Here is a 23514-nt window from a genome sequence, read left to right as displayed (position 1 = left end):
CATACTTTTTACTGAAATGCCTTTCCATCAGGACTAAGCTTTACATCAAATTTGGTTCTCGTGCCTGCAAAGTATTCTTGTCATTGTGAAACAATAGTTTTTAAATAGGGAGGAATTTTGGATGTTAATGTTTCCGAAGTTGTCTCTAGAAACTAGATTGAGCAGAGACCCACTGCCGTGCCTTTTATCTCAATATGTCCTATTTCTGTTTCTAAAATGGAAGTCTCCATATCCAAAGGTATACATGCGTAGCACATTACTAAATCCCAAAAAACAGGCTAAAACTTTCCTTCTGAGGTTTATTTAGTAAGTTTGTTTAAGCCAACTATTTTTTATGAAAAACACTTTATCATTCCTTTTTATTTTCTGCTTTTTAAGTTTTTCTCAACAAGGTCTAGCTCAAGAAACGAGGATCACTATAGATAGTCTGTACACACTTGTAAATAAGACATATACCCAACAACGAGATTTTGATTATAAAGGAGCGATTGCCACGAGTATTTTTATAGAAAAGGAGGCATTAAAAGCGAATAATTACATTCTTGCTGCAAAGAGTAATTTGAGATTAGGATCTGTGTATTTGTCAATGCGAGATGCTAGTAATAGCCTTTCTTACTATAGAACAGCCCTTGAATATGCGCTTCTATCTAAGAAGGACAGCTTGATTAGTGGTGTATATAATGACATAGGCAATGCTTATATGATAACCGGAAGTGATCTTCAAAAAGCACGCGAAAACTTTGAGAGAGCTATTGAGATTAGCAAAAGAGGGGGAGAGACAGATAAAGATAGAATTGCCTCCTTATTGAATAATGCGTGGGTTTATATTGTCCTCAAAGAGCCATTGAAGGCCTTACCTTACTTAAACACTTCTCGTGAGATTATAGAATCAGATAGTAATATGAGTTCTCTTTATAGTATTAATCTAGATGTATTGAGAGGGAGATATCATATGCTGCGTACTAACAATATCCGTGCAGTATCCCTACTAGAAGGTGCTGTGAAGAGAGCGATAGCGGGTGATTATTTACAGCCCGCAGTTGAAGCACAAGGGTTTTTATCGCAAGCCTATCAGAACAGCGGCGACTTAAGGGCAGCTATAAAAAGTTTGAAAGCAGAAAAGGCTCTTGATGAGAAGTACAATAATATTATAAGGGAGCAACAATTTCAAGAAGCAAATGAGAAGTTGAAGTTAGAGCAATATGAAGTGGCGTTAATAGCGGCTAAAACTGAACAGATATTAACAGATGAGATTGTGGCAAAATCTAAGCAGCTTTCTAATATCTTTATTAGCGCAGCAGCAGTGTTTTTTGCTGCCTTTCTTACAGCCTTTTATTTGTATGGGAGTAGGAGGAAAATTGTTAGAAAACTGAATAAAAACAATGTGCAACTCGTTAAAGCAAAAGAGGAGGCAGAGCGTTTATCTAAACTAAAAACACAGTTTTTCTCCACGGTTAGTCATGAATTAAGAACACCGCTTTATGGAGTTATAGGATTGTCTTCTATCTTATTAGAAGATGAGAAACTAAACTCGCATAAAGACGATTTAAAATCTCTTAAATTTTCAGCAGATTATTTGTTAGCACTTATCAATGATGTACTTACATTAAACAAGGCTGATGCAAATGGCATGAAGCTTGAAAAGGCTCCGTTTATTTTGACCAAACTTGTCAAGAACATTACCAATTCTTTTACTTTTAGCTTACAGCAGAATAACAATAAAATACAGGTTAGGATTGATGATGCCTTGCCAATTTATTTAATTGGAGACTCTGTTAAACTATCTCAAATACTCATGAATCTGGTGGGTAATGCGGTAAAATTTAATGAAAACGGAACCATTGAAATTGTCATTAAATCGCTAAGTAAAAATAAGGACGGTCTTTATAAAACACAATTTTTTATTAAAGATAATGGCATCGGGATTCCGCTAGAAAAACAACAATCTATTTTTGAAGAGTTCTCGCAAATAGAAAGCAACAATTATAACTATCAGGGTACTGGACTAGGCTTGCCTATTGTTAAAAAACTACTCAATCTTTATAATAGCGAAATTGATCTACAAAGCTCGCCAGGGAATGGCGCGATTTTCTCATTTATAATTGACCTTGAAGAAAACACGAGTATATCAAAAGAGGTTTTAGAGGTTAATGCCGTAGATACTCCTGTAATGTCTGTTTCTGAGAATATGCATATTTTAATAGTGGATGATAATAAGATAAATCAAAAAGTCACACAAAGGATTTTAGAAGCGCGACACTTTAAAACAACCCTAGCAAACGATGGCTTGCAGGCCATTGAACAAGTGCAAAATAAAAAATTTAATTTAATTTTAATGGATATCCATATGCCTAAAATGGGCGGTATTGAGGCTACAGAAAAAATTAGAATTTATAATAAAAATATTCCCATTATTGCATTGACAGCAGTAGAAATAGAAGAAGCTAGAGCGAGGATAATTGCTTCAGGCATGAATGACATTATTTTAAAGCCCTACGATGTATCTCAATTTTTAACCACAATTTTGAGACATTTAAGCGCTACCGCTTTAGCATAAAAGACAATTATTCTGCAGTTTAATCTATTTGAATACCCATACGCTTTGCGCGAAGTTCCCAGTTTTTTCGAGCCTGAATTTGCATATCCTCTATGGCATCACTTTCATCCATAATCTCTAAGCCGAGCAATGTTTCTATTATGTCTTCCATTGTAACGACCCCGATGGTATTCCCAAACTCATCCACCACTAGAGACATGTGTGTCCGTTTTTGAATGAAGGTGTCAAACATTTCTGGAATAGGTTTTTCTGCATTTACAACAGAGATCTCACGTTTTAAATCTGCTAAGGTTTTGTCGCCGTGTGCTTCTACAATTTCTGCAAGGATATCATCCTTAAGCACAAAGCCCGTGATGTTGTGAGATTTGCCATTGTAAACAGGAATTCTAGAGAACTGTAAACTTTTATTCGCATCGTAGAACTCTTGAAGCGATGTGCTTTCATTTGCCGTAACAACTACAGGAAAAGGAGTCATCACATTCTTCGCTAATACAGATTTAAATAGTAATAAGTTTTTAATAACAGCACTTTCATTCTCTTCAAAAACACCTTCTATTTCTGCAGCTTCTGTGATTGCTAGAAATTCTTCTCGGCTCATCGTGCTCACGTGTGCAGATTTACCAATAAGCTTTGTCGTGAGGTTTAACAACCATAAGATACCAGTATATTTCAGCGGAAATATGATAATTTTTAAAGTCATTGCCGTAAAATTACCCAAGATTTTCCAATAGGTAGCTCCTATAGTTTTAGGGATAATTTCTGAAATAATCAAAATCAAAATAGTCATGATTGCAGAAATTATAGCTACGAAGTTGAAGCCGAGAAACGTAATGTCAAAACCTCCTTCTATGGCAAGAATACCGGCTTGATTTCCCACTAAAATAGCGCCCACCGTATGTGCAATCGTGTTAATTGTTAGGATAGCAATAAGCGGTTGATCAATATCTTTTTTAAGCGCGGATAACGTTTTTGCATATCCTTTCCCTTCATTTTTTTTCATTTTAATGAATGTGGGCGTGAAACTTAATAAGGCCGCCTCAAGAATAGAACACAAAAACGAAAAGAATACAGAGATTACTGCGTAAAATATTAATAGGCCCATGAATAGTTTTTTTGCAAGGTAATCGTTTACCCATCAAAGCAATATTAAAGAAAGTTTAAAATTTTCATGAACAGATTGATGGTTAGACCCACAGCTTTTCCCAAATTAAATTTGGGAATCATTCACTGCGATCATTTCATGATACACAATAAATGGCAAACAAGATCTTTCGAGGTTTATCTAGCTGCAAAGCATCGGGCGTGATTAAAATGTCCTTTACTAGACTTTTTTTAAAAGTTAGAACGTAGTATTAAAACGCTAAAAATACAGTTTTACCATCCCACAAACGCGGGCGGCTCTAAATCCTTTAAGTTAAGGTATACAATCAATTGCCCGCGATGATGCGAAACGTGATCCTGTAGTAAATTCAAAATTTGAATCTTGCTTTTTGGCCCGGCAAAGAATTCCACTGTTTCTTCAAACGCCTCAAGAGGTGTTGTTTCAATTAAAGCATAGGCGCTTTCATATCCAGCTTTGATAATTGCAATGGTTTCTTCTTTAGTTTTAGGCAGCGCTTCTTTTTTACGGTCAAAAGCTATGGTGGTAAAATAAGTATTACTTAACCAGTCCATATTTCCTTTTATATGCAGTAATTGCTCCTTAAAGGTCATTTGTCTTTCGGTAGGTTTAAAGTTATAATGCTCTTCTGGCATCGCTTCTGCAATACCGATGAGGTAGTTTTTTGAGTTGTCCCACTTTTCAAGCCAAGCAGTTTTTACCGTAGTTTGTTGCGCCATACTTGTTGCTGAAATGCCAATGAAAAGTAGTAGTATTAAATGTTTCATATTTCAGAAGTGAAATTATATGTTTTTACTGATCTAAAAATGTGGCGCTTGGTGTGTCTGTTGATAAAGCCCCGCCTCTATAGCCGCTTAAATCTGTTTTCCTATCCCACCCATCCCGCCAGAAATATATTCTTGAATGGTTCCTTCTCGTTTTATTATAACATTAGTTGGGTACGCGCCTTTCGTTACCGCTTGAGCACTTGACTAAAGGAACCTACTTTACCTTCAAAAGGATATTTTAAGTGATGTTCTTCATTATTAATAATTTTTGACACTGGTGTCTGAGTGGATTCGAGGCTCCATTTTTAGCTAATTAACTTCACCACATCTTTGGCAAAATAGGATGCGATCATGGTGGCGCCTGCTCTTTTTATACTCAAAACTTGTTCCATCATTACGGCGTCGTGATCCAGCCACCCTCTTTCTGCCGCAGCTTTAAGCATCGCATACTCACCGCTTACTTGATATACTGCGATAGGAACATCAACCACTTCACGAATATCTCTGACAATGTCTAGATAACAAAGCCCTGGTTTTACCATCACGATGTCTGCGCCTTCGTCGATATCCATCAAGGTTTCTTTCACTGCCTCGTTTCTATTTGCAGGATCCATTTGATAGGTCTTTTTATCCTTTGGTATGTTTTTTAAATCAACGGGAGCACTATCTAAAGCATCCCTAAAAGGTCCATAAAATGCAGATGCATACTTGGCGCTATAACTCATAATACCGGTGTTATAAAACCCCTCTTCTTCGAGTAAAGTGCGCATTGCCAGAATACGGCCATCCATCATATCACTAGGAGTAACAATATCTGCTCCTGCCTGAGCGTGACTTAACCCCATTTTTGCTAAAAAAACATTTGTAGGGTCGTTTGCAATCTGTCCTTGTGCAACAATGCCATCATGTCCATATTTTGAATAAGGATCTAGCGCTACATCTGTCATTACAATTATTTCTGGACAGGTGTCTTTGACTGTTTTGATTGCCAGTTGCATTAATCCATCTGGATTTAGTGCTTCTTTACCTTCATTGTCTTTTAAATGATCTGGCACTTTTACAAAAAGCAATACACTCTTTATTCCCATTGCCCAAAGTTCTTTTACTTCAGCTTTTAGTGTATCTAGGCTGAAGCGATAATAGTTAGGCATCGAAGCAATTTCTTCTTTTACTCCTTTACCTTCTACAATAAATAGCGGAGCAATAAAGTCCTTAGGAGCGATGATGGTTTCTCTAACTAAGCTACGCATAGCTTCTGTGGTTCTTAGCCTTCTGTTTCTTCTTAGTGGATACATAACGTTCTCCGGTCGAGCGCAGTCGAGACCTCTTTTAAGATTTCTAATAATATATAACCTCTCGACTGCGCTCGAGAGGTTATAGCTCTATAATATCAAACCCAATCAACAGGGTTTTTCAATACTTCAACTAATCGTTCTTCCTCACTACCTTCCTTCGGCTGATGATTATAAACCCATTGCACTTTAGGGGGTAAACTCATCAATATACTTTCTGTTCTACCGTTTGTCCGCAGTCCAAAAAGCGTCCCTTTATCGTGTACAAGATTAAATTCTACATAGCGACCTCGGCGTATTTCTTGCCAGTCTTTTTGAGCTTCTGTAAAGGGAAGGTCTTTTCTTTTTACAACAATAGGACAGTATGCGTCTAGAAAGCTATTACCAACTCCGGTCACAAAGTTAAACCAATCTTGCATTTTCATTTCTTCGGAAACTTTACAATAGTCAAAAAAGAGTCCACCAATACCACGACCCTCTTCGCGATGCGAGTTAAAAAAATATTCGTCACAGCGTGCTTTGTATTTTGGATAGAAGGACAGGTTGTGTCTGTCGCAAGAAGTCTTACACGTTTGATGAAAGTGCTTCGCATCTTCGTCAAATAAATAATAAGGCGTCAAGTCTTGACCGCCCCCAAACCATTGATCTACAATCGCACCGTCTTGATCATACATTTCAAAGTAGCGCCAGTTTGCGTGCACGGTGGGCGCCATAGGATTCACGGGATGCAAGACAAGGCTAAGTCCGCAAGCAAAAAAGTCTGCGTCTTTTACACCAAAGTATTCCTGCATGCTTTTAGGCAATTTTCCGTGCACCTCACTAATGTTTACGCCGCCTTTTTCAAATACAGTACCGTTTTCTATAACGCGAGTGCGACCGCCTCCGCCTTCTTTTCTTTCCCAAATATCTTCTTCAAACGTAGCTTTACCGTCTATTTCCGCGAGTCGAGAAGTGATGGTGTTTTGAAGTTGTTTTATGTAAGTTACAAATTGTTCTTTCATTTTTTTAGTACATAAAGTTCCATATCCATTGATTGTTTGCCTGGTGGCGTAAACTCATTTTTTAAAATTTTAACATAGGAGAAATCACATTTTTCTGCAACTCGCACACTAGGGATATTTGTTTTGTGAACGATTATTGTTAGCCTTTCGAGATTAAGTGAGGTGAAAGCTATTGAAGATAAAACTTTAATGGCTTCTGTAATCCATCCTTTACCTGTGTGGTTTTTATCGATGCAATAGGAAAATTCTCCTTCTTTAATAGACCAGTTGAGTTCTTTAATATAAACAAGTCCTATTACTATGTTTTCAACATAGAGTCCATACAGAAACTGCTCTTTAGACTTCATCTTATAAGAGGCATTATCAATGAACTGCTTAGATTTTTCTTCTGATATATTCTCCGCGAGCGTTCCAGGAAAGTAGTCGCTAAATTGCTCTTTATTATTCTGCATTAACTGGGATAGCAATAGTGCATCTCCAGTTTTTAAAGGGGCGATATGAAAACCAGAACACTTAATCATGCTCTATATTTTCTGAAGTTTTGCCAGCCAGTTTTAACCGGCCACTCTCTTTTATTAATCTAACCGTTTCTGTGGTAGAAGCCGTCACAGATAATGGCAAAACAAGAATAATCCCTATGATAGGAATAAATAACATCGCCATAAAAACAATGCCGTTTCCTATCGCAATACCGCTATGTGAACGTACAAATTTTGTACTCTCGTCATATTTAAAATGGCGTTCTAAGGTGTAGTCCATATTCCCAAAACCAGCGTAATAGGACTGTAATAAAAAAATTAAAACCGAAGTCACAATATTTATTACAGGAATAAAACTGAGTATAATTAACGGGGTAGTAAAGAGAAGTTCTAATAATAAGTTGCGCACATTTATACGAACACCACGCCATAATTGGGCCGCATTGCCGGTATCACGATGCACGTGTTCATTCCCTAATAAATGGCGTTCTATTTTTTCTGAAACGGGACTCATAAACGGTGCGCTCAAAGCCATTATAATATGCTTATAGAGTATCAGCCCTACTGCAATAATAGCAATCCCCCCTATTACTTCTGAAATTTTAAGAAATGTCTCACTGCCCCATTCCCAGAACCAAAGTGTTGCAATCAAGCGACCAATATTATCACTCAATCCCCAAGCTAAAAACCCAATGGACGCCGCCGTCACAAAACTAATAAGTACGGGAACCCCAAAATATTTCCAAAGTTTTAATTCGCTAATCAACCTAAGGGTTCCTGCGTATGCTTTTATTCCTCTGTAGATATTTTTTATCAATGTTCTTAGTTTTCACTGTCATCCTGAACTTGTCGAAGGGCAACTAAGTTACAATTCAACAATTCGACAAGCTCATTGTTACAATTAGTATTTTAACCTTCTATAAAAACCATTTCAATTCTATAAGATTTCATTTCTTCTATTTTGCTTACTTTTTGAGCGCTTTTCATTTTTATTGATATATAATGGATGATTTCTGCTTCATTTTTACCCAAAAGATTTAAAAAATAGATTCTGCCCACGGCATTATTGTGCAAATCCATCTCCTCTTCCATTGGCGTGTTTTGAGTCACTTTTTCATATAAATCACCTACTTTCTGTGCCCAGAATACGCTTTTTTGTTTATTTCTCGTCCATTTGAGCGATTTTTCGCAAATGAGTACATTCCAGAGTGCGTGTCTAAAAGCATTGGCTGGGTTGCTTCGATGATGTGTATTTCCGAAGTGTATATTACAAATCTCAAAGGTTCTTTTTGTCGCACTCAACGTTGGGAAAACCAATAATGGATGTTTCAAAAATAAGATTGAAAATTTCCAAAGTTGATAAATGTTCAGCCGCTGTATGCGTGTCCATATTTTCACGAGTCTGCTTTGTATTCCTTAACAGCTTCAATGAAAGCTCCAGCATTTTCAATGGGAATATTTGGTAAAATACCATGGCCCAGATTTACAATGTACTTATCTTTTCCGAACTCATCAATCATTTGTTTTACCATTTTCTTGATTTCTGCGGGAGGGCTAAACAATCTTGTTGGATCAAAATTACCTTGAAGTGTAATATTCCCGCCTGTCAAATAGCGTGCATTTTTAGGTGAACACGTCCAGTCCACACCTAATGCAGCTGCGCCACTTTTTGCCATCGTATCTAGAGCAAACCAACATCCTTTTCCAAAAGCAATCACAGGGACATCATCCTTTAATGCGTCAATGATCTGCTGCATATATTGCCAAGAAAACTCTTGATAATCAACCGGAGATAACATGCCGCCCCAACTATCAAAAACCTGCAAGGCGTTCACACCAGCTTTAACTTTTTCTTTTAAATAAAGAATTGTGGTGTCTGTAATTTTCTGCAATAACTCATGCGCTGCAACGGGTTGTGTAAAACAGAACTCTTTTGCTTTGTCAAAGTTTTTACTCCCTTGACCTTGCACACAATAACATAGTAAGGTCCAGGGACTTCCAGCAAAGCCGATTAATGGAATATCATCATTCAACTTTTCCTTTGTCATTTTAATCGCTTCCATCACATAGCCTAAGGTGTCGTGAATGTCTGGCACAATCACGCGATCTAGATCTTTATGCGTACGAATAGGATCTGGAATCCAAGGGCCAATATTGGGTTTCATCTCCACATGAATGTTCATTGCCTGCGGAATTACTAAAATATCACAAAATAAAATCGCTGCATCCATCCCGTATCTGCGAATAGGTTGCACGGTAATTTCGCTCGCAAGTTCTGGCGTTTGGCAGCGGGTAAAGAAGTCATACTTCGCTTTGATTTGCATAAACTCTGGCAAGTATCGACCCGCTTGACGCATCATCCACACAGGTGGACGGTCTACGGTTTCGCCTTTTAATGCTCTTAAGAATAGGTCGTTTTTAATAAAGTTTGTAGTGTTGTTCATAATTTATTTATTGTCCCCGATTCAGGCATTTCCCATATCCCAGCCCATGTGCGTTCCTCGAGCAAAAAAGTTTGTCGGAGGCAGCGTGAGAAGGGATTTGTTCTTTTCCTTCGGAAATTTAATCTTTTTTTAAAACATTCACTGCCTTAGCAATTACACTCTCTATTAAAGTAGTACTAGCTATAACAATATGGTCACTATACTTTCTCGCTGCATCTGCCGTCGTCTCACCAATACAAATCAGCAACGGACTGTTACTCAACACTTGTTGCGGAATCGCTTCCCTCACCTTCTTTTTTTCAATAAAATAACTCTCCACTCCACTTGGGCTAAAAAACAAGATTCCATCCCATTCTTGATCGAATTTACGTGGTTTCAAGGTTGTTTTGTATGTTAACACTTCAATAAACTCCACTTTTGAAGCTTTTAATGCGTTTGGTATTTCATCTCTACGTTGGGTGGCGCAGAAAAAATGAAAGGACTCTTTCTTATAGTCTTTTGTAATTATTTGAGCCAAATCTGCTCCATAATTAGCGGTTTCTTTCACGTTTAACCCATTTTCTTCTAAAAGTGCTTTTGTCTTTTGGCCCACGCAGAAAACACCAATTTCATTTTTATTCGACTGAAAAGGAGTTTTGTTTGAGTGTTTCAAAAAAGCGTTAACTCCATTTTGACTTGTAAAAATTGCGTTATCAATTTTTTCTGGCGTTTCAAAATCTATGAACTCAATCTCGATGGCGTTGTAATCTACTAATGTAAAACCTTGCCCTAAGAGAAGATCTCTTTGGTTTGGTTTTAGTTTTTTTGTGGAAAGGATAGAAAGCATCTCGTAATGTTGACAAGGTTATATATTCATCTCTTTCTTAATTCGCATCATCAAAGCTTCTCCACCATTTGCCAATAACTCTACTGCCGCTTCAATACCACCTTTCTTGTAATTATCTAAAGAAATCGTTTTAGCTATTTCTATCTTTTCAGTTCCATCAATCGAAAACAAACATCCTTTAAACTCGATACGTTCTCCAACAATTTGGGCTAATGCTCCAATGGGAGCAGTACATCCACCTTCCAGTTTTCTTAAAAAATCACGTTCTATCTGCGTACAGATTCGAGAAGGTTCGTGGTTTAATTTTGATACAGCTTCTGTACAGTATTTGTCTGTTTCCAGTGAAACAATAACCATTGCGCCTTGAGCGGGTGCAGGGAGCATCCAGTCTAATTCTATATGGTTTTCAGGAAGAACGTTGATTCTTTTCAAGCCTGCTTTTGCAAAGATGGCGCCGTCCCAGTTGTTATTTTGAAGTTTTTCTAATCGGGTATTTACATTTCCGCGGAGATCAACCACGGTGTGATGTGGATAACGGTTGAGCCATTGTGCTTTTCTTCTTAAGCTTCCAGTTGCGACTATAAAGTGTTTTGTATAATCTATTTCGCACTTTTTAACCAGAATATCTTCTGTTGCTGCGCGTTCTAAAACGGCGGTTTGGATAATTCCTTTTGGTAATGCCGTGGGTACATCTTTCATACTATGTACGGCAATATCTACCGTTCCATTAAGCATGGCAACATCTAGTGTTTTTGTAAAAATCCCGGTGATACCCATTTCGTACAATGGTTTGTCTAGGATTAAATCTCCTGTAGATTTTACTGGAACTAATTCTGTTTTGTAGCCTAGACTTTCTAGTTGCCTTGTAACGGTATTGGCTTGCCACAACGCGAGTGCGCTATCACGGGTCCCTATGCGAATAACCTTAGGCATCATTTTCATTTTGAAGTTGAAAAACTTGATTGATTAGTTCTATGCTTTGCTCGGTTTTACCATTTGCACCTTTTAGATGGTTGGCAAAGTGGGTCGTAATTTTTTGAATAATACGATTACTGATAATCTCTGCTTGATCCTCGTTAAAACCTGAAATTTTCCGACGTTGATTATCTATTTCTCCTGCTTTAATCTCGCTAAGCTTAGATTTTAGTGCTTTAATAGTTGGAGCAAAAGCTCTGTTTTTTGCCCACGTATTAAACTCTAGTACCACTTCTTCAATGATCCCTTGTGCCATTGGAATTTGTGATTGGCGGTGTTCTAGCGTTGCGTCCGTCACTTTGCTTAATTCATCTAAGTGAATTAGAGTTACATTAGGATTTTCTCTTACTGATTCTGAAACATTCTTTGGGATAGATAGATCCAAGATCAACAATGGTTTTTTAAGGTATAAAAGCTCTTTGGAAATCGTGGGTTGCTGAGCGCCTGTAGCTACGATAAGTATATCGCTAGCTGCAATTTCGCTCTGGATATTTGAGTATTCTTTAACGACTAGATTAAACTTACCGGCCATTTCTTCAGCCTTAATCTTTGTGCGATTAATGAGCGTGATATGTTCGTTTTTTGTGTGCTTAATAAGATTTTCACAGGTGTTACGTCCTATTTTACCAATCCCGAAAAGCAGAATATTCTTTTCAGAAACATAAGGTACACGAGCCATAATATATTGCACAGCGGCAAAACTTACTGAGGTCGCTCCCGTAGAAATTTCAGTTTCATTTTTAATGCGTTTGCTGGCCTGGATAACTGCGTTTCCTAGTCGCTCCATATAGACATTGAGAACGCCTGTTTTTTTAGAACGACTGAGCCCAGCTCGTAGTTGGCTAATGATTTCAAAATCTCCTAAAATCTGACTATCAAGACCCGTTCCTACCTTGAATAAATGAGCGACCGCTTGTTGTCCTTTATGAGCGTAAGAAACGCGGTTAAACTCCTCGACGGTTCCATTAGTATGCGCGCAAAGTAGTTTTATTAAGTCATTTGCTTCTCTCGCAAAGCCATAAATTTCAGTGCGATTACAAGTAGATATTAGCGTGAGTGAAGAAATCCCTTCTTCTTTTGCTGAAGTAATAATTGCTTTTTGAGCAGCTTCGGAAATACTAAAATGACCACGAATCTCTGCATCAGCCTTTTTATAGTTAAGACCAATAGCGAAGAATGCTTCTTTCGAAATAGGATTCAGATGATTGATATTCGTGCCGATAGCGTTGTTTCTTTGTTCTTCAATCCACTTAGATACCAATTGTAGTCCTTGAGCGGAGTTAAGAGCACAAATTTAAAATAACAATTAACTAAAAAGTAACGCTAGCGGTATCATAAGTGTCGATACGCGTTGAAAATTCTCATAATTATCTTAAAAACGCCCGAGAATCAATAAATACGTATCTTTGTCGTAGTTCGGCTCAAAGGTTATTTAAAACAATTCTAAATAAATGAACAATTCTAAAACCAATACTATTTCAGAAAGTATCGCTCAAGGTACTTATAGAGAAACCACAATTGAAGAAGGTTTTTTTATCCTAAAATTTAATAATGAAACAGTTGATAATCAGTTATTTAAACGAGATGTAAATTCAAATTATATTCAGTTTCATTTTTGTGTAAAGGGCAGTGGTTCGTTTAGTTTTAATAACGGAAGTTATAGATTGCCAATTCAGGAAAACAGCTCTTTATTGTTGTACAATCCACAAAGGGATTTGCCTATTGAGGTGAGTGTTGCGCCACATTCTTGGGTCATTTCTGTTCTCTTGCCTATCAAAAAATTTCACACACTTTTCTCTACCGAAGCGAATTACATATCATTTTTAAGCGACGAAAATAAGGATCGAAAATATTATAAGGATGCAACAATTTCACCTTCTATGGCAATTGTACTTAACCAGTTGATGAATTACAATCTGCACCCTTCCGTAAAACCACTTTATTTTAAAGGGAAAGCCTATGAACTATTGAGCCTTTATTTTAATCGTGAAGAAGATGTTGATGTGGAGCAATGTCCATTTTTAGTGGACGAGATGAACGTGGCAAAAATTAAAAAAGCCAAACAGATTATTATTGCAAGAATGGCAGAACCGCCTACATTAAGAGAGTTGAGTGACGAAATTCAACTACCAATAAACAAACTTAAAGAGGGGTTTAAACAAGTTTATGGGGCTCCCGTCTTTACTTTTTTATCAGATTACAAAATGGAAGTTGCGAGACAATTACTTGCCGCAGGCTCTCATAATGTAAATGAAGTAGGTCTAAAAGTGGGGTACAGTACCGCGAGTCATTTTATTGCAGCTTTTAAAAAGAAATTTGGGACGACGCCTAAGAAATTTGTTATGGGGTTGAGCTCCTAACAACCCTTTTTGTATTCAAACTTGGTAGGCTAGAAACAATGCTTATTGTAACATTTTGTTAATCTATTGCATCTTCTTCTTAAACAAACCAATAAGCATTATTTTTGTCAATATTAAAGTCACACTGAGCTGGTGTTAAGGACAAATGCCCTTTATCAGGTTCAGACTATACTATTTATTTTATGAAAGGAGTTCTTCTAGTAAATCTTGGTTCACCCGATAGTACAAAACCGAAAGATGTAAAAAAATACCTCGATGAATTCTTGATGGATCCACGAGTAATAGATGTACCACGATGGGCGCGCATATTATTAGTGCGCGGTATTGTTTTAAACACAAGACCGAAAAAAGCCGCCGCCGCATATGCTAAAATCTGGTGGGATGAAGGTTCTCCATTGATTGTGCTTTCAGAACGATTACAGAAAAAGGTGCAGTCTAAACTCAATATTCCTGTAGGCTTGGCAATGCGTTATGGAGCAATGACCTTAAAAAAAGGATTACAAGCATTAGTGGACCAAGGGTGTACTGAAATTAAAACGATACCCTTGTACCCGCAATTTGCAATGGCCACTACAGAGACCATCGATGTGAGAATAGATGAACTTGTGACGGAATATTTTCCAACATTAAAAATTACACGAACGGCCTCTTTTGGCAAAAGACAAGATTATATAAAAGTACTTTCAGAAAGTATAGGAGAAAAATTAAAGGAGCTAGAGTACGAACATTTACTTTTTAGTTATCACGGTATTCCAGAACGACATATCAGGAAAAGTGATGTAACCAACGGAAATTGTAAAATGGATGGAAAATGTTGCTTTAAAAAAGGCAGCGAGCAACACGAGTTTTGTTACCGTCATCAATGCGAAATGGTTACTGTAAATGTGGCTAAATTTCTAGGATTGAAAAATGGAACTTATTCTACTACGTTTCAATCACGATTAGGTTTTGACCCATGGTTGCAGCCCTATACCGACAGGACCATTGAAAGAATGGGAAAAGCGGGTGTTAAGAAAATGGTCGTTGTTACTCCTGCATTTGTAAGCGATTGTTTAGAAACTTTGGAAGAAATTGCGATGGAAGGAGAAGAGATTTTTCACGAAGTAGGTGGAGAAGAATTTTCGGTAATACCTTGCCTAAATGACCGAGATGATTTTGCACAAGTGCTCGCAAATATCGTAGAAGAATGGCGCATGGTAGATGTCGAAACTGCGATCGCATAATAAAAGGTTCTTGAAAAAAAACTCAGACTCATTAGGCACAGCCTCGATAAGCAGCTTACTCATAAAGCAAGCAGTCCCAGCATCTATCGGGATTCTAGTGATGTCACTAAACATCATTGTAGATACCATCTTTGTAGGAAGATGGATTGGTCCACTAGCCATTTCTGCTATCACGGTGGTATTGCCCGTCACATTTTTTATCGCTGCGATTGGTCTTGCCGTTGGTATTGGTGGAAGCTCTGTCTTGTCACGTGCTCTTGGGAAAGGGGATGATGAGAAGGCTTTAAAGGTCTTCGGAAATCAAACGACATTGACATTTCTGACGTCTGGATTGCTAGCAGTTCTTGGACTTGTTTTTCAAGATTATGCTATAAACTTTTTTGGTGCGGATGACAGCTTCAGAGATTTAGCACTTACCTATTATCGCATCGTATTGTATGGTATCGTGATGCTTGCCATGTGTATGATGGGGAATAATGTGATTCGTGCCGAGGGAAAACCAAAATTTGCCATGTATGCCATGATGCTCCCAGCCATTGGGAATATTGGGATGGATTATGTGCTTATTAATGTTTTTGATTATGGAATGGCAGGAGCTGCTTGGGCTACATTTATTAGTTATACCGTATGTTTCTTATTCATTGTTTGGTTCTTCATTTTTAAAAGTGAATTACGACTAAAGCTTCGAAGTTTTGTTTTAGATTCTAAAATAGTAAAAGAAATAAGCGGGCTAAGTGCAGTGACATTAGCGCGACAAGGCGTTATTGCCATTTTGACTATTTTACTAAATAATGTACTGATTAGTTATGGCGACGCTATTGACGTAGCCAGTTATGGCATAATCAGCCGGGCCTTAATGTTCGCGTTGTTTCCTGTGATTGGTGTTAACCAAGGATTTATGCCTATTGCAGGTTATAATTTTGGAGCAGGAAAATTTCAACGAGTTCGCGAGGCTATTAACACTTCTGTGATATATTCGGGGATATTAGCTTTGGGTATTTTCATTTTGATAATGATTTTTGCAGAACCTTTTGTGGGAATTTTTATTAGTAATAAAAGTGGACAAGATTTAGGAACTATAGCAGAAAATGCAGAACTTCTCAAAAGGACTCCAAACGCTTTACGGTGGGTTTTTGCCGCGACACCAGTGATTGTAATTCAATTAATTGGGGGTTCTTATTTTCAGGCCATTGGTCGTGTGATTCCAGCATTATTACTCAATTTGACAAAACAGGGTTTCTTTTTAATTCCCTTGATTTTAATTTTGCCACACTATTACGGCGTGTTTGGTGTCTGGATTTCCTTCCCTATTGCAGATGTGCTTTCCACAGCTGTAACGGGCTATTTTTTAAGGCGGGCTGTGAAGAAAGATTTAGTAGAACCCTAAGTTTTTAACTATCGTTAGTAATCTAAAATTGAACGATTTTGAAAAACACTGTTCTATTAGTCACTTTATTAACTATTTCGTTTCAAGGATTTTCTCAAGACCCTGATCCAATTCTATATCAAACGTGGTATTTAGTAGCTCAACACTCGGATCTTGGGCCATCTTCTCATTTTACACCCTCTACATCCAGACAAATAATTATCAACCCAGACCTATCATTTATAGCTACAGATAACTGTGCCACTAGGACTGGAATTTTTATCTATACGGAGGATTCAGAATACAATTATATAAGACCAGTAGATCACATAATTGACACCTCTGGTTGCTCTAATGGAGATGTTTATGAATCATTTTGGGAGCTTGAAGAAGAATACGATCTGTGGATGCAGGTTTATAATTCTGGAGACAATGATTTTTTCTCATTTGAGGGCGCTCCAGGTTTTGGGAATGACTTTGCGAACCAATTATTATCTATAGAAGAACAATTACTTAATTCAATTATTATCTACCCAAATCCCACAACAAACATTCTAAAAATTGAAGATAAAAGCCAAGTGATTGAATCTTATTCTATCTTAGATGTAATAGGGAAGACTGTTGTAAAAACGACAACTTTTAATGGGCAAGACATTGCCTTAACTTCATTAACTAGCGGCGTCTATTTTATAAAAGTTGTTTCTGAAGCAGGTAGTAACATTTTAAAATTTATCAAAGATTAATACTCCTATATTTTATAAAGCAGAAAAACAGGACGTAGCAGAATCCTAAGGTTTTAATTATCTTTAGATTTCAGAAAATATTTAACTCATGAAATCAACCCGCTCTTTTTTAGCACTTCTTTGTGCCTTCTTTTTCATTGGAAATTTTAATCAACCTTTACAGGCGCAGCAATATGACGAGTCGTTATATGACGCATTAGAATACAGGCTTATTGGTCCTTTTAGAGGCGGCCGAAGCGCAGCTGTAACAGGGGTTCCAGGGAAGCCGAATCTCTACTATTTTGGATCTACCGGAGGTGGAATCTGGGAAACCAAAAATGGTGGCAGAAGTTGGGAAAATATATCTGATGGGTTTTTTGGAGGTTCCATTGGAGCCATCGAAGTGGCTAAGAGTGATCCCAATGTTATTTATGTGGGTGGTGGAGAAAAGACAGTACGTGGTAATGTGTCATCAGGATATGGTATCTGGAAATCTGAAAACGCAGGAAAAACATGGACGCAAGCGGGATTAAAAGAGAGTCGTCACGTACCTAGAATTGTGGTACATCCTACAGATTTTAATACAGTATTTGCCGGAGTGATGGGGAATATTTATAAACCCACACAAGAACGCGGCGTTTTTAAAAGTACAGACGGTGGAACATCTTGGCGCAAAACATTATTTGTAAATGAAAATGCAGGAGCTGTAGATTTAATTATGGATCCTAATAATCCAAGAATACTCTACGCATCCACTTGGAATGTGAGAAGAACTCCTTATAGCTTAAGTAGTGGAGGTGATGGATCTGCGCTTTGGAAAAGTACAGACAGTGGCGAAACTTGGAAAGAAATTTCTACAAACAAAGGTTTTGCAGAAGGCACGCTAGGGATTATTGGCGTGACAGTATCGCCAGCAAATAGTGATCGTGTTTGGGCTATTGTAGAGAACAAAGATAAAGGCGGTGTGTATAGGAGTGATGACGGAGGCGAGACGTGGAGTAAAATAAACGACGAACGCAAACTACGTCAGCGTGCCTGGTATTACACACGTATTTATGCAGACACTAAAGATGAAGATGTGATGTATGTCTTAAATGTGCGCTATCATAAAAGCACAGATGGTGGTAAAACATACGAAACATATAATGCACCGCACGGGGATCATCATGATTTATGGATAGCTCCAGAAGATCCTAACAGAATGATTATAGGAGACGATGGTGGCGCACAGATAAGTTATGACGGAGGCGAGACGTGGAGTACTTATTATAACCAACCCACCTCACAGTTTTACAGAGTGACCACAGACAATGCCTTCCCATATCGTATTTATGCTGCACAGCAAGATAACTCAACGATTAGAATCCCGCATCGCACCGAAGGTAGAAGCATAGGGGAAGACAATTGGGAAAGCACTGCCGGAGGAGAAAGCGCTCACATTGCGGTAGACCCATTAAATAATGATATCGTGTATGGCGGAAGTTATGATGGATTCTTAACACGTTACAATCACGAGAAAAACACGGTACGGAGCATTAGTGTTTGGCCAGACAACCCAATGGGACATGGTGTAGAAGACATGAAATATAGATTTCAATGGAACTTCCCTATTTTCTTTTCACCGCATAACCCTAAGAAATTATACACGGCTTCAAATCATTTACACGCTACCACAAACGAAGGAGAAAGCTGGGAGTTGTTGAGCCCAGACTTAACTAGAGATGTGGCTGAAAAACAGAAATCTTCTGGAGGGCCCATCACACAAGATAATACCTCAGTAGAATATTACTGTACCATTTTTGCCGCAGCAGAAAGCCCAGTTAAAGAAGGTTTGTTATGGACAGGAAGTGATGACGGCTTGATAAATGTATCGCAAAACGGAGGGAAAGATTGGCAGAATGTAACGCCAAAGGGAATGCCAGAATGGATGATGATTAATAGTGTGGAGCCATCTAGATATGATGCTGGAACGTGTTATGTAGCGGGAACAAAATATAAAACTGGAGATTTTGCACCTTACTTATATAAGACCGTGGATTATGGAAAATCGTGGAAAAAAATAACAAACGGAATAGCAAAGGAGCATTTTACAAGGGTGGTTAGAGAAGACCCAACACAAAAAGGATTACTCTATGCAGGAACAGAAACAGGACTCTATATTTCTTTCAATGACGGAGCTAACTGGCAACCATTTCAGCTTAATTTACCTATTGTTCCTATTACAGATTTAGCCTTGAAAGATGGCAACTTGATCGTTGCAACGCAGGGCAGAAGTCTTTGGATTATAGACGATCTTAGTGTGATTCATCAATTGGCTGATGCAAAAAACAACAACGATTTCTTATTCAAGCCCAAAGACACCTACCGTATGGGTGGAGGCTCACGAAGCGGCTCCCTTGCAGAGGGTACAAATCATCCAAGTGGTGTGATGACGTATTTTAATTTGAAGAACATTTCAGAAACAACGGACAAGTCCACAGATAAAAAAGTGTCTTTAAGTTATTTAAATATGCAGAATGACACGATTAAGAAATTTAGCACCAAGGCGGATAAAGAAAATAATATAGACAAACTTGAAGTAAAAGAAGGAGCTAATTATCACACTTGGAATATGCGTGGTAAAGACGCAGAACGATTAAAAGGAATGGTCTTATGGTGGGCAAGTACTAGTGCGCCACAAGCGGTGCCTGGCTCATATAAAGTGGTGCTCGAAATAGAGGATCAACCTACACAAACGCAGACCTTCAAGATAGTCGCAGATAAAAATGCAGAGACAGATACGGCCGGAATGCAAAAGCAATTTGATTTTGTAACAGACGTAAATGAGACCGTTGATAAGGCGCATAAATCTATCAAGAAAATAAGAAATATTAATGATCAGCTAAAGGCATTTAAATCTCAGTACAAGGACAATGATGCTGTAAAAGACTTGGTGGAGAAAGCAGATACTTTGAGCGAACAATTTTCAGATATTGAAAAGGCCTTGTATCAAACTCAAAATAAGAGCGGACAAGACCCCTTAAATTTTCCTATAAGATTGACCAATAAACTAGCACACTTGAATAGCTTAGTGAGTATGGACGATTTCCCACCAACGACTCAAGATCTTGCAGTGAAAAATGAGTTGACCAGCCAAATTAATGAGGAGCTACTGAAATTTGACCAGCTCGTTTCTGAAGAAATTAAAATGTTTAATACGGCTTTTAATAATAAACAATTAAACTATTTATTTATTGAAGAGGATTAAATTGGGACCAAACCTCAAAGGTCTTAAGGACCTTTGAGGTTCTCTTTTTATTTATCTTTGTTTTAAATTAAAAAGACTCACATTTTCGGGGAAACACACATGGAATACAACTACTTAAAATCGTTACATTTAATTTTTGTCATTACTTGGTTTGCTGGCCTGTTCTATATAGTGCGCCTGTTTGTATATCAAATAGAGGCACAGTCTAAAGAGAGCCCGGCGCGAGAAATCTTGAGCGAACAGTATAAAATAATGACGAAGCGACTTTGGTATATTATCACTTGGCCGTCGATGATTTTGGCTGTTGGGTTTGCGATTTGGTTATTAGCCCTACGCCCTTTCTGGATCACTGATGCTTGGATGCAGGTGAAGTTAGGCTTTGTTGTTGCGCTTATTATATACCATATTAAATGTCACTTTATTTTTAAAGCTCATTATAATAACACCTACAAGCACTCCTCCAACTGGATGAGAGTATTTAATGAAGGTGCGACGCTTATTTTATTTTCGGTTGTGTTTTTAGTGATTCTGAAAAATGCATTTAATTGGATTTACGGGACGGTAGGGATTGTGTTGTTTTCTGTGATTTTAATGCTGGGTGTTAAGTTGTATAAACGAATTAGGAAAAAATAAAAACCTACTAGCGTGTCCATTTTTTTTAAGGCAAGCGGCCCACAAGCCATATTCCTTTTTGGTTTAATTATTGCTATCTTTATTTATTTAATATCTCAGCAGAAAACTAGGAACATTTGAAATTCTACACACAATCATTACGTAATCGCATCTTTCTGTCTATGCTGGCATTGGTGATTATTGCCTCTATATTAATTGCGGCAGTAACGGTATATCAATACCGAGAAGAAGCAGCAGATTATCACCGAGACCGTCTAGAACGTAAGCAGGAAAACATTACAAAGCACATAGCTGATGTGCTTGATGAGACTACGTTTCCGGTAGAGACGGAGTATGTTCCCTTGATTTTTAAGGATGAAATTTACAAGTTAAAACGAATTCATAATCTTGAGTTATACTTCTACGATCTGGAGGGTTCTTTGCTAAAATCTTCTAAAGCGTCTTTCGTGCGCGACACAACAAAAACCTGCTTACCTGCTCATATAATGAATGTGTTAAACATGTCTAGCGACAAGGTTTTTGTTGAGGAATTTGAAGAAGCAGGCATCCAGTACCAATCGAGCTACAGCTATATTACAGATGCTTCATTTAAGCCACTAGCCATCTTAAATCTACCCTATATTGAGGACGATGGATTTATTAAAAAAGAATTGCGAGAGAATTTAACAAGGCTTGCAATCGCATATTTATTTATGCTCGGGATTGCGATTGCACTTGCTTATTTCTTGTCAAAATATATTACCAAATCACTGAATACAATTAGTCAGAAAATCATAGACACACGTCTTGATAAGCGCAACAAGCGTATTAATGTGACCAACACCACTGAGGAAATAGGCAATCTTGTCAATGCGTATAATGGTATGATTGATGAGCTAGAAGCAAGTGCAGCGACACTGGCTGCAAACGAACGTGAAGCCGCTTGGCGAGAAATGGCAAAGCAAGTTGCACACGAGATTAAAAACCCTTTAACGCCTATGCGATTAACGGTACAGAGTTTTCAGCGTAGGTTTAATGCTGCGGATCCTGACATAGATGAAAAGATCAATGAATATAGTAATACTTTGATTCAGCAAATAGACACGATGAGCTCTATTGCTTCGGCATTCTCAAACTATGCACAGATGCCAGCTCAAAAAGATGAGACGTTAAACGTAGTGAAAATCACCAAATTGGCACTTGATATTTTTAATGAACCCTACATTTATTTTACCAGTAGTGAGGAGGAGATTATCGCAAAATTTGATCGAACACAATTGATACGAGTGATCACAAATTTGGTAAAAAATAGTACACAAGCCATCAATCAAATTGAACCTGAGGAACCTAGGATTGATGTGAATATTTCAGAATTAGATACAGAAGTTGTCATTACTGTTTCTGATAACGGGATTGGGATCGAACCGGAAAACGCAGACAAAATTTTTGAACCAAAATTTACTACTAAGAACAGCGGAATGGGGCTAGGATTAGCAATGGTTAAGACCATTGTAGAAAATTATAAAGGAACCATCAGCTCCACATCTCAGCCAGGAATGGCAACTACTTTTACGGTAAGAATACCGCGCCAACTATAGTCAAATGTTTATTTTTATACGCTTTTAAAAACCAATAATTATATGGATTACACAAATATACTTTCAGATTTTAAGGATGAAATTACAACCATCACTATCAATAGGCCTTCAAAATTAAATGCCTTAAATAGTGCCACTATTAATGAGTTGCATGATGCATTTGAAGCGGCAAATGAGGATCATAACACCAAGGTAATTATCATCACTGGTAGTGGAGAAAAAGCTTTTGTAGCAGGAGCTGACATAAGTGAATTTGCAGATTTTAGCCAAGCCGAAGGTGGAGATCTTGCAGCAGAAGGACAAGAACTATTGTTTGACTTTATTGCAAATCTAGGAACTCCTGTTATTGCTGCAGTGAACGGTTTTGCCCTTGGAGGTGGACTAGAACTTGCAATGGCGGCGCACTTTAGAGTAGCCAGTAACAATGCAAAAATGGGATTGCCAGAAGTATCTTTAGGGGTAATACCAGGATATGGAGGGACACAACGTTTGCCACAATTAGTAGGGAAAGGACGCGCTATGGAGCTTATAATGACTGCTGGAATGATAGACGCGAGCAAGGCACTTTTGTACGGTTTAGTAAATCATGTGACAACTCTTGAAGAGCTGATACCCTTTGTAGAAAAAATTGCGAGCAAAATAATGCGCAATTCTCCTGTGGCAATTAGTGCAGCAATAACTGCAATCAACGCAGGATATCAAGATGGCAAGAACGGCTATGAGATGGAGATTGTTGAGTTTGGAAAATGTTTTGGAACTGAAGACTTTAAGGAAGGAACGCAAGCATTTTTAAATAAAAGGAAGGCTGTTTTTCCTGGGAGATAATATAATTTACTATTTTAGAGCAGAGAGATTATAATTTAAATACACAAAAGCAAAACGTTCTAATTTGTATGTAATAACTAAAGATACGGAAGGTGATTTT

Annotated in this window: 20 protein-coding genes; 9 read left to right on the top strand and 11 right to left on the bottom strand. The window is 37.8% G+C overall.

Translation table 11 applies throughout. The features are described 5' to 3' along the window. Window positions 1–334 precede the first annotated feature (334 nt). Complete coding sequence (locus ABXT71_RS03595) at window positions 335–2557, top strand: response regulator (protein ID WP_415372482.1); 2223 nt, start codon at window positions 335–337, stop codon at window positions 2555–2557. 19 nt (window positions 2558–2576) lie between these two features. Here the strand turns inward: ABXT71_RS03595 and ABXT71_RS03590 are convergent, their stop codons facing one another. The 11 genes from ABXT71_RS03590 to hemA form a co-directional block, all read right to left on the bottom strand. Beyond that, window positions 2577–3659: a CNNM domain-containing protein gene (locus tag ABXT71_RS03590; protein ID WP_415372481.1), complete on the bottom strand. Its 1083-nt coding sequence runs from the start codon at window positions 3657–3659 to the stop codon at window positions 2577–2579. A 272-nt stretch (window positions 3660–3931) separates the two neighbouring features. Further along, entirely contained in the window at window positions 3932–4444 is a 513-nt protein-coding gene (locus ABXT71_RS03585) for a DinB family protein (RefSeq protein ID WP_415372480.1), read from the bottom strand. 305 nt (window positions 4445–4749) lie between these two features. After that, entirely contained in the window at window positions 4750–5739 is a 990-nt protein-coding gene (hemB, locus tag ABXT71_RS03580; RefSeq protein ID WP_415372479.1) for a porphobilinogen synthase, read from the bottom strand. A 95-nt stretch (window positions 5740–5834) separates the two neighbouring features. Next, window positions 5835–6737, bottom strand: coding sequence for an oxygen-dependent coproporphyrinogen oxidase (hemF, locus tag ABXT71_RS03575; protein WP_415372478.1), 903 nt, complete (start codon window positions 6735–6737; stop codon window positions 5835–5837). After that, window positions 6734–7258 (bottom strand): GNAT family N-acetyltransferase, encoded by a 525-nt coding sequence (locus tag ABXT71_RS03570; RefSeq protein ID WP_415372477.1) that lies wholly within the window; start codon window positions 7256–7258, stop codon window positions 6734–6736. The genes hemF and ABXT71_RS03570 overlap by 4 nt, the downstream gene beginning before the upstream one ends. After that, window positions 7251–8033, bottom strand: a complete 783-nt coding sequence (locus ABXT71_RS03565; RefSeq protein WP_415372476.1) for an EI24 domain-containing protein — start codon at window positions 8031–8033, stop codon at window positions 7251–7253. Before ABXT71_RS03565 ends, ABXT71_RS03570 begins: the two co-directional genes overlap by 8 nt. A 92-nt stretch (window positions 8034–8125) precedes the next feature. After that, window positions 8126–8548: a DUF6973 domain-containing protein gene (locus tag ABXT71_RS03560; protein ID WP_415372475.1), complete on the bottom strand. Its 423-nt coding sequence runs from the start codon at window positions 8546–8548 to the stop codon at window positions 8126–8128. A 62-nt stretch (window positions 8549–8610) separates the two neighbouring features. Further along, window positions 8611–9660: a uroporphyrinogen decarboxylase gene (hemE, locus tag ABXT71_RS03555; RefSeq protein ID WP_415372474.1), complete on the bottom strand. Its 1050-nt coding sequence runs from the start codon at window positions 9658–9660 to the stop codon at window positions 8611–8613. A 118-nt stretch (window positions 9661–9778) separates the two neighbouring features. Next, the gene (locus ABXT71_RS03550) at window positions 9779–10486 is read right to left on the bottom strand and encodes a uroporphyrinogen-III synthase (protein ID WP_415372473.1); all 708 of its coding nucleotides are present in this window, start codon (window positions 10484–10486) and stop codon (window positions 9779–9781) included. 18 nt (window positions 10487–10504) lie between these two features. Continuing rightward, window positions 10505–11419, bottom strand: coding sequence for a hydroxymethylbilane synthase (gene hemC, locus ABXT71_RS03545; protein ID WP_415373058.1), 915 nt, complete (start codon window positions 11417–11419; stop codon window positions 10505–10507). Beyond that, window positions 11412–12671, bottom strand: coding sequence for a glutamyl-tRNA reductase (gene hemA / locus ABXT71_RS03540; RefSeq protein WP_415373057.1), 1260 nt, complete (start codon window positions 12669–12671; stop codon window positions 11412–11414). The genes hemC and hemA overlap by 8 nt, the downstream gene beginning before the upstream one ends. 241 nt (window positions 12672–12912) lie before the next feature. Here hemA and ABXT71_RS03535 point away from each other — a divergent pair, with 241 nt between their 5' ends. The 8 genes from ABXT71_RS03535 to ABXT71_RS03500 all read left to right on the top strand — a co-directional run bounded on the left by ABXT71_RS03535 (window position 12913) and on the right by ABXT71_RS03500 (window position 23414). Beyond that, window positions 12913–13821, top strand: a complete 909-nt coding sequence (locus ABXT71_RS03535) for an AraC family transcriptional regulator (protein ID WP_415372472.1) — start codon at window positions 12913–12915, stop codon at window positions 13819–13821. Window positions 13822–14003: 182 nt separating this feature from the next. Then, window positions 14004–15044 (top strand): ferrochelatase, encoded by a 1041-nt coding sequence (gene hemH / locus ABXT71_RS03530; RefSeq protein ID WP_415372471.1) that lies wholly within the window; start codon window positions 14004–14006, stop codon window positions 15042–15044. A gap of 10 nt (window positions 15045–15054) precedes the next feature. Then, entirely contained in the window at window positions 15055–16431 is a 1377-nt protein-coding gene (locus ABXT71_RS03525; RefSeq protein WP_415372470.1) for an MATE family efflux transporter, read from the top strand. Window positions 16432–16469: 38 nt separating this feature from the next. Beyond that, window positions 16470–17153 (top strand): T9SS type A sorting domain-containing protein, encoded by a 684-nt coding sequence (locus tag ABXT71_RS03520; protein WP_415372469.1) that lies wholly within the window; start codon window positions 16470–16472, stop codon window positions 17151–17153. A gap of 88 nt (window positions 17154–17241) precedes the next feature. Next, complete coding sequence (locus tag ABXT71_RS03515; protein ID WP_415372468.1) at window positions 17242–20379, top strand: VPS10 domain-containing protein; 3138 nt, start codon at window positions 17242–17244, stop codon at window positions 20377–20379. Window positions 20380–20478: 99 nt separating this feature from the next. Further along, window positions 20479–21012 carry a CopD family protein gene (locus tag ABXT71_RS03510; RefSeq protein WP_415372467.1) on the top strand — a complete coding sequence of 178 codons (534 nt, stop codon included), beginning with the start codon at window positions 20479–20481 and terminating at the stop codon, window positions 21010–21012. A 116-nt stretch (window positions 21013–21128) separates the two neighbouring features. Further along, window positions 21129–22589, top strand: a complete 1461-nt coding sequence (locus ABXT71_RS03505) for a sensor histidine kinase (protein ID WP_415372466.1) — start codon at window positions 21129–21131, stop codon at window positions 22587–22589. A 42-nt stretch (window positions 22590–22631) separates the two neighbouring features. After that, window positions 22632–23414, top strand: a complete 783-nt coding sequence (locus ABXT71_RS03500; RefSeq protein ID WP_415372465.1) for an enoyl-CoA hydratase/isomerase family protein — start codon at window positions 22632–22634, stop codon at window positions 23412–23414. Window positions 23415–23514: the final 100 nt, after the last annotated feature.

Source organism: Patiriisocius sp. Uisw_047 (assembly GCF_047730165.1).
Lineage (GTDB): Bacteria > Bacteroidota > Bacteroidia > Flavobacteriales > Flavobacteriaceae > Patiriisocius.
Note: the sequence above shows the minus strand (reverse complement) of the source record. Positions and strands in the feature narration are given on the sequence as shown.